This window comes from Bradyrhizobium sp. Rc2d (assembly GCF_900099855.1).
GTDB lineage: Bacteria > Pseudomonadota > Alphaproteobacteria > Rhizobiales > Xanthobacteraceae > Bradyrhizobium.
The window spans coordinates 20,321-28,053 of the sequence record NZ_FNCU01000078.1; the positions used below are offsets into that span (position 1 = coordinate 20,321).

At 58.3% G+C, this 7,733-nt stretch carries 5 protein-coding genes and 1 pseudogene; 4 read left to right on the plus strand and 2 right to left on the minus strand.

Going from position 1 to position 7,733, the window contains the following annotated elements:
• The first annotated feature begins 436 nt into the window (after positions 1–436).
• Positions 437–1,606 carry a M24 family metallopeptidase gene (locus tag BLV07_RS43680; protein ID WP_091898829.1) on the plus strand — a complete coding sequence of 390 codons (1,170 nt, stop codon included), beginning with the start codon at positions 437–439 and terminating at the stop codon, positions 1,604–1,606.
• Positions 1,607–1,735: 129 nt separating this feature from the next.
• Here the strand turns inward: BLV07_RS43680 and BLV07_RS43685 are convergent, their stop codons facing one another.
• On the minus strand, positions 1,736–1,945 hold the full coding sequence (locus BLV07_RS43685; RefSeq protein WP_091898831.1) for a hypothetical protein: 210 nt from the start codon (positions 1,943–1,945) through the stop codon (positions 1,736–1,738).
• On the opposite strand from BLV07_RS43685, the pseudogene BLV07_RS43690 reads away from it, so the two are divergent.
• The 3 genes and pseudogenes from BLV07_RS43690 (at position 1,865) to BLV07_RS43705 (ending at position 6,197) form a co-directional block, all read left to right on the plus strand.
• A pseudogene (locus tag BLV07_RS43690) lies at positions 1,865–3,195 on the plus strand (IS5 family transposase). The gene BLV07_RS43685 and the pseudogene BLV07_RS43690 sit on opposite strands and share 81 nt — an antisense overlap.
• A gap of 196 nt (positions 3,196–3,391) precedes the next feature.
• Complete coding sequence (locus tag BLV07_RS43695) at positions 3,392–3,574, plus strand: hypothetical protein (protein ID WP_091898833.1); 183 nt, start codon at positions 3,392–3,394, stop codon at positions 3,572–3,574.
• 1,321 nt (positions 3,575–4,895) lie between these two features.
• Positions 4,896–6,197 carry an NAD(P)/FAD-dependent oxidoreductase gene (locus BLV07_RS43705; protein ID WP_176946153.1) on the plus strand — a complete coding sequence of 434 codons (1,302 nt, stop codon included), beginning with the start codon at positions 4,896–4,898 and terminating at the stop codon, positions 6,195–6,197.
• Positions 6,198–6,371: 174 nt separating this feature from the next.
• Here the strand turns inward: BLV07_RS43705 and BLV07_RS43710 are convergent.
• Positions 6,372–7,733 (minus strand): MmgE/PrpD family protein (locus tag BLV07_RS43710; protein WP_143035712.1); only part of this gene is annotated, 1,362 nt, incomplete at its 5' end.

Sequence of the window (7,733 nt, forward strand, 5' to 3'; positions counted from 1 at the left end):
TCCCGCCATCCCGTGGATCTCAGCATGCCTGCTCCTCGGACAGCTTCCCTGGTTGCCTCCTTCTCAGAAATGCTCGGCAGGACGCCCCTTCCAGAGGGCGTGGAGCATATCGCGAACTCACTGATGACCAGAGTCCCCTGCGCACAGGCTGCAATGGGTGCGACCGTCAATAGGTACCGTGCAAGACGAGTATCAGCCAGACGAAGAGCGTGCTACGGGCGCAAAATGGGCGGACAAGGGGAGCATTGCGCAGGTTTACGGCTTACTCAATCGTGATTGCGACGTAAAAGCTGGCATTGAATATGCAACTATCATGTCCCTTGGCCGACGGAAGGCTTAACCTCACACGAGTTTCAATCTCAGAGGCGGCTCGGCAGCCGGCCAGCATTCGTATTTGAACCTTCCCTCAACGTATCAAGTCCCTGGAGTTGAGCCGATGACCGTCAGCAAATTACCGCAGCCTTTTCCGCGATCTGAATATATACGCAGGCTCGCGGCAGTGAAATCGGAGATGGCGCGGCGCGAAATCGATGCGTTGATCGTGCATGACGCCGCGAACCTGACCTATCTCACGGGTCACACCGGCAAGGCGACGGTCATACCCCAAGCACTGGTTGTGTCGCTTCAAAAGGAGGAGCCGACACTCATTCTGCGCAAGATGGATGCGCCGTCGGCGCATTATCAAACCTTCCTTGAACCCGGCAGTGTCATCGCCTATTCGGAAGACCTCATTGGCAACCCTCGCGCGGATGGGTACGACGTGGTGATTGACTTGCTGAATGACTTTGGTCTTGCAAGTCGCGGCGTGGGGCTTGAGCAAAGCACGCTGCCGCCGCTAGCTGTCGATAAATTCAAGAAGCGCCTGCCGAAGGCGCGATTTGTAGACGGTACGGGCCTGATCGACTGGATTCGCATCGTCAAGTCCGATTTGGAAATCGCCATCATGCGTGAAGCGGCCGCAATCACGGATAAGGCGTTCGCGCGCGCGGCTGAAGTGATTCGCCCCGATGTGCGTGAGGCCGATGCGGCTGCTGAGATCATCGGAGCGCTGGTGCGCGGCGTGAACGGTAAAGCCGGATCTGACATCCAGAACTTCTACATGTGCGCTTCGCCGCTCACCGGCACGCCCCATGTCCAGTGGACGGATGGCACCTTGCGCGACGGCTCGCAGATCAACCTCGAACTCGGGGGCAAGCGGCACCATTATGTCGTCGGGGGAATGCGCACCTTCTGCATCGGCAAGCCGTCGGAGCGCCTGCGTCGTATTCACGAGGGTGAGGTCGAGGGCCTCGAGGCTGCGCTGGCCAACGTGCGCCCCGGCGTCACCTGCAGCGACGTGGCCAATGTCTTCTATCGCACTCTCGAGAAACACGGCTTCAAGAAGGAATCGCGCTGCGGCTACTCCATCGGCATCAACTGGCTTGAGCAGACCGCAAGCCTCAGAGATGGCGACATGACGGAGTTGAAGCCCAACATGACGTTCCATATGATGCTGGGCAATTGGGTTGACGAAGAGTTCGGCTACGTCATTGGCGAGACATTCCGAGTGACGGAATCTGGCGCCGAAGTATTCACAAAAACACCGCGGAAGCTTTTCGAGATTTAATGCGATCCTGAAGAGCTCTTCAAGATCACGGATACCTCCTCTGCGCGAGATGGCTCGCCAGAGGAGGTATCTTTTGCGACGCGGGGTCATTCGTCATGACGTTGCATATCATCAGCGCCAGCAGCGCTATCAAAGTGCCTTCAGCAAATTGTCGCTCGCCCGCTTGAAGTCCTTTAGCCAGATTGGTGGGATGAAGGTTTTGGGGGCCGAGCGAGGCTGAAGGCGCTGGTCGCCAAGGCTGATTGAGCGGAGGTTCGGATTCGGCCAACGGAGCGGCGAGACAGCGGCGAGCAGGACCTGTTCCGCTCTCGGCTCGATCAGATCATCGACCTGAAGCATCCGCTGGTGACGCTTGCGCGGACGGTGGATTGGGCTTCCTGGAAAGGGAGTTCGGGGCGGCCTACGCGGACGGCCCCGGCCAGCCGCCGCTGCCGACGGGCTTGATGGCGGGCTGAGCACACCTACGAGGTGCTGTGCGAGCGCTAGGTGGAGAACCCCTACTACCAGTTCTTCCGCAACGAGGAGTTATTCTTCCAGCACCGGCTGGTGTTCGACCGCTCGTCGCTGAGGGCGCAACCCGATGGGCGAGGAGCGGCTTAAGGCGCTGCTGCAGGAGAGCCTGTCGGTTGCCACCAAGACCGAGGTGATCAAGTCGTCCGAGCTCTCCCGGGTGATGGTCGACACGACTGTGCAGCCCAAGAACGTGACTTTCCCGACCGATGCCAAGCTCCTGAACCGGGCGCGCGAGAAGTTGGTGCGGCTTGCGAAGCTGGCTGGCATCGATCTGCGTCAGTCCTATACGCGGGTGGGCAAGTTCGCCCTGATCAAGCACCAGCGTTATGCCCATGCCAAGCAGTTCAAGCCTGCCCGGCGGGCGCTGAAGACGCTGCGCACCTATCTTGGCCAGGTCATGCGCGACATCGGCCGCAAGATCGCGGGCAAACCACGCTCGTGGAGAAGTTTGCCAAGCTGTTGTTGTTGGCTCGTCGCGTCCCGCGATCAACAGCAGCATCAACGCGGGCCGAAGGTCTATTCGCTGCATGCAGCCGGACGTCGAATGCATCGGCAAAGGCAAGGCCCATCGCCCCTACGATTTCGGCGTGAAGGTCTCCGTCGCAACCACGCTCAGCCACTCCAAAGGCGGCCAGTTCGTCACCCATGTGAAGGCGTTGCCTCGCAATCCCTATGATGGGCATACGCTGCAAACTGTAATTCCGGATATGGAAAAGCTCGTCGGCAACATCATCGAGCCGCTCCTCCTCGACGGGGGCTACCGAGGCCACCAACGCGCCGCCGGATTACAGGTTCAACGCCTTCATCTCGGGTCGAAAGCGGGGCGTCACGCCACCGATCAAGCGCACCATGCGCCGCGGATCCGCGATCGAGCCGTCATCGGCCATCTCAAGGCCGAGCACCGCATGGGGCGCAGCTACCTCTGGTTCAAGAAAGGCGACGCCAGCAACGCCGTACTCGCCGCCGTCGGCTACAACCTCCGTCGCCTCATCTGCTGGCTCAGGCTTAAGGCGTGTGCTGGATTCGAGGCTGCTCGATGGGGCACCGATCAACACCAGGGCGACATATATCGCTGATTCGCTCTTCGCGAAGCCTGTGCCGATGATGATGGGAAGATGCGGATGATCGTCGAATTCGGCGTGGTTCCGGAGATCGCCGTCTATACAGACGCCGACGTCTCGAACGCCGACCGATTCCTCATCAAGAGTGAGTGGAAATCTTGCACACACCTGCAGTGTGGCTTGTCCTGCCCACACTTCTTGGCGCAGCCTCATGGACAACCCGCGACAGATGGTCGAGGGACTGAAACGCACCGTCGCGGCCATCCGCGACGTGGATGCCGATGCCTTCATCATGGTGTGCGCCGGCGGTCGCGCGGCGATGTACGTCGCCGCGCCTCCCGCAGTCATGGGCCTGCACATCTGCATCGGAATGGAGGATACATACTGGCTTTGACCCCACTTGATAATCGCATCGAATACAACTCTCAGATGTACGGACTGGCGCCGAAAACTCTCTGAAGTGGTCGGCCGGCCGATCGCGACCCGAGCCGAGTACCGCCGGATGATCGTGAAATGAATGGCGCCGAGGGTCTGCGCGGCATTCCCGGGAAGTTTCGGCGAGCTGCCACGGATTTCTGGACAGGGCCAGTGGCGCGTGCCAGCGTCGGTGAACCGCACCGTCGAGACCGAGATCTTTGATAGCCGGCGCGTGCGCTGTTACTAGGTGCGCCCGCGAAACTTGACGAAATGTTCCGAATTCGGTGCGGCGCGCTCCCCATGCCGGCGGCTTCGAGGTGTTCAGCGCCGAGGTGGAGAACTGCCTCATGCAACATTCGGATGTCGTTGATTGTACTGTCGTCGCGTACCGGACCCGATCCTGGGTGAAAGAGCTTTTGTGCTGGTGCAACCCCGGTCCCGAACGCTGTCGGCGCAGCGAGCGCATCGCCAACTACAAGCGTCCCGACTTCTGGGTTCTCCCTGTAGGTTCGAGACTGCGTCGCCACACATCAGAAGGCTTGAGTCGCGATGCGTCGGAAGGAGAGCCGCCGCGACGCATTGGCCATTCAGCAGTGATTTCTTTCCTACGTGACCCGGACGGGATTTCGTCGAGCGTTCCGAAAAGCAGAGCTTGTGAGGCGCATCGATGCTGGCCCGGGTCGATATCGTCGTGTTGCACGACACAGGCAGGGCCCAGCACCTCGCGATGGAGCCGACCTTCAGCTGTCGCTCATCTCTCCCGTGGTATTCATAAAATGCCGGGCGTCAAAGCGCACGATCGACTTCATGAAATTGCGGGGCTTACGGCTGCTACTTCCCACGAAGCGCGACGGGCGCGCCGCACGATGGAAAACGTAGCGGGCAAGGCGGGAGTCGGGGTCGACGTGACCTACGAGATTGATCGCCCTTGAGTTGATGCTGGACCTCGTCCGCGGCCGGCAGGCGCACACCGTTTTGGCGGCGCCCGCATCGATGGGCTCGCGCGCGAAGGTGCGCTTGCGAGACGCCGTATCGCCGGTCCCGCGCTTGCCGAACGCATGATGTTCGCGAAGGCGTCCAACCGGCCGTCCACTCGAGCGACGCGCGTCGTCGAAGCAATCCAAGGGCACGGAAGTTGTCGGTCACACATGAGCCGCGCTACAGTAGATCGTTGCCTCACTGGGCCTTGATGCAGTATTTCTGCGGGCGACGGGCAAAAAATGGGTAAGCCGACCCCATCCCCGAAATATCATTCCTTTCGACTTCGGTTCGAGTGCTCCCGGAAAATAGAAAATCGCATGATGTCGCGAAGAGCCCCTCATTACACGGTTGCATGTGGATGGAACGCACTGCTGCCCGCGCGAGTTCCTCACGTACAACTTCCATCAAAAAAACGGTTCGACGCGATTGTCATTGGCGCAGGCTACACCGGACTGGCGATCGCTCGCCGGCTTGCCGAGTTGCAGCCAGAGAAGGAAATTCTCGTGATCGAGGCCTCCGACATCGGCGAGGGGTCGTCGGCACGAAACTCAGGTATCCTGGCTCCGACAGTTATTCAACCGCGAGCCAACACTTTTGGTTCGGCGGACGACGATACCGCGCGAAAGTCGCGTATCGTATTTGCAGGGCTCGATTGGTTGCGAGGTGTTGTCAGGAACCACAACATCGACTGCGACTGGACTGAAGATGCTCCTCGCATCGTCGCCGTCGCCACCGAGCAAGGAGACAAGAAGGTGCGCGGATCGATCGTCACGCTGAAGAAGCGAGGCATGCGCTACCAGGAGCACAACCGTGAAGGCCTTCAACGGCTTATCGGTACAGACTATTACCAATACGGTTGCCAGACCTTCGATCATGCGATGGTCCAACCTGCCGCACTTATTCGCGGGCTCTCTGACACACTGCCGCGCAACGTGACTCTGTTGGAACGCGTCGCCGTCGAGTGTGTGGGGGGAACCGGCCCGTTCCAGGTGCTGACGGAGCGTGGAACGTTCGTGAGCGACAAGGTGTTCGTTGCGAACAATGCGCACGCGAGGTCTTTGGGAATTTCGCTTGATCGAATGGTTATCGTCCATACCTACGGTGCGCTGACACCTGAATTGGATGAGAGTGAACTGTCTCAATTGGGCAGTTTGCGTGAGTGGGCAAAGCTTCCGCCGACGGCCATGGGGACCACCATGAGAAAGTGGAAACGCCGCCTTCTCATTCGTAGTGGCTACTCTTACGAGCGAGAGACCAGCATTGACAAGATTCGTTCGATGTTGTCCTACTTGTACCGAAAGCGATATCCGGCGATGCGGGCCCACGGTTTCGAGTTTGTTTGGGGCGGCGGAGTGGGGATCACGTCCAATCGTGAAAGCTACTTTGGGGAGTTGAGGCCTGGGCTTTATGTTTCCGCCGGGTGCCAGGGTGCCGGCGTCTTGCGCGGAAACATTCACGGAAAGCTCCTGGCGGAGCTGGCCTGCGATTCTCAATCATCGGTCTTGACAGACCGCTTGAAGGTAAGCGGCCCCAACTGGATTCCTCCGGAGCCATTCCGCGGAATAGGCGCAATAGCGAAAATGGCATGGGGGCACTGGCAAGCGGGGCGTGATTGTTAGCAGGTGCGAAGTCCGGCCACCAGCCTTGCAGAAGTTTGGACCTGAGCCTCCTCCGAATTGATGGACACCTGTAGTAGGCTCGAAGAGCCATCAACCTGCTTTTGTCCAGTTCGCGTCGATACACTATTACTTCGAGTCCACGCCCTCAGTCAAAGGCGTGGCAGCCTCAATGTTTTAAGGGACGAGAATTCTCACTAGCTCGTCAACGCTGTGCTTTTCGATCTCATGGATCATGTTCCATGCGTGGGTAGTCGCTTTCTCACCCAGTTTGGGTGATACAATCGAAAAGAACTTCCGTTCAACGAGTTCCTGAGTTTGACTGCTTTGTTCAGCGGCACGTGGTCGCTCAACAAATGCCTCCGATGAAGCTCCGAACTTATCTGTTGCAATGACACGAACTGGATAAAGATCACATTCCCGGAACGAGCGATCCATGGCCGGATCATGCCGGAGCGCGACCTTTCGAGCCAGGGCAAGGACCGTTGGATCGGTAAGATCTTCTTCCCGCAGGCCTTGCGCTGGAGATCGGCCCAACCACTGCAGCGCCACCAAGTAAGGGGCGTGGAACTGCGCCTCAACTATAGAATTTGGCAACGGTCCACAAAAATGCAGGGGCAACTCCAGAAAAGCACGAATCTCTATTCTCTCCACATCCGAAGTGCCTTGCCTATTCTTGAGAAGGTCGATGGCATCGAGTGCTGATTGCAAATAATAGCAGCACGCGTACTCTTTGAAGTTCACGTCATCGATCTTCCATATAGCACCCAATCCATTCACAGCGAGTTGTGGGCGGAATTGGTCGGATCCTGACATGATCCAAAAGCCATTCGGACCATCAAAGATGTTTCGATTCCCAGCGTAACTTTCAGCTGCTAAATGTGCCGACAGAACGCCGATTTCGCCCGCGATTCCATATGCGTTCTTTAGCCAGCCGCAAGCGCCTCGATCCATGAATTTCCGTACGTTCGGCACGGGCGCTTGAGCGCCGGCCAACCCCATTGCATTCTCGATGAGAACATCAGACAGGGACAGCAGCTTAGCCGCCGACACCACCGACCCAAAAGTTTGCCAAGTTGAATAGCCCTTTACATTCTGACTGCGCTCATAAGTGGGCATGCAAGATTCGCCGATTCTCATGGACACTTCGTAGCCGGCGACAATTGCCGTCACAAGATCCGCTCCGTTCGCGCCAGCAACTTGTCCGACGGCCAGAGCAATCGGAACAACTGTGGCTCCCGGATGACCAATCAAGTCGTCGTCAAAATCGAGAGCGTTCGCCGTCTGTGCTCCATAGTAAGCAGCGTCGAGCAATCCAAGTCTGGCTGAGACTCCGGGAACGGCTACAGAACCCTGACCGCTCCTGCAGAGAACCTTTAACAGGGTTTTCGAAGGGACTAAATCGGCGCCGCCTACCATGCAGGAAATTGAATCAGCCAAACACAACTTGGCCTTACCGATCACTTCCGAAGGCAGCGATTCATACCTGAGCGACGACACCCATCGCGCCAATCTCTCGGTCGTTTTTGTCATGAAGTA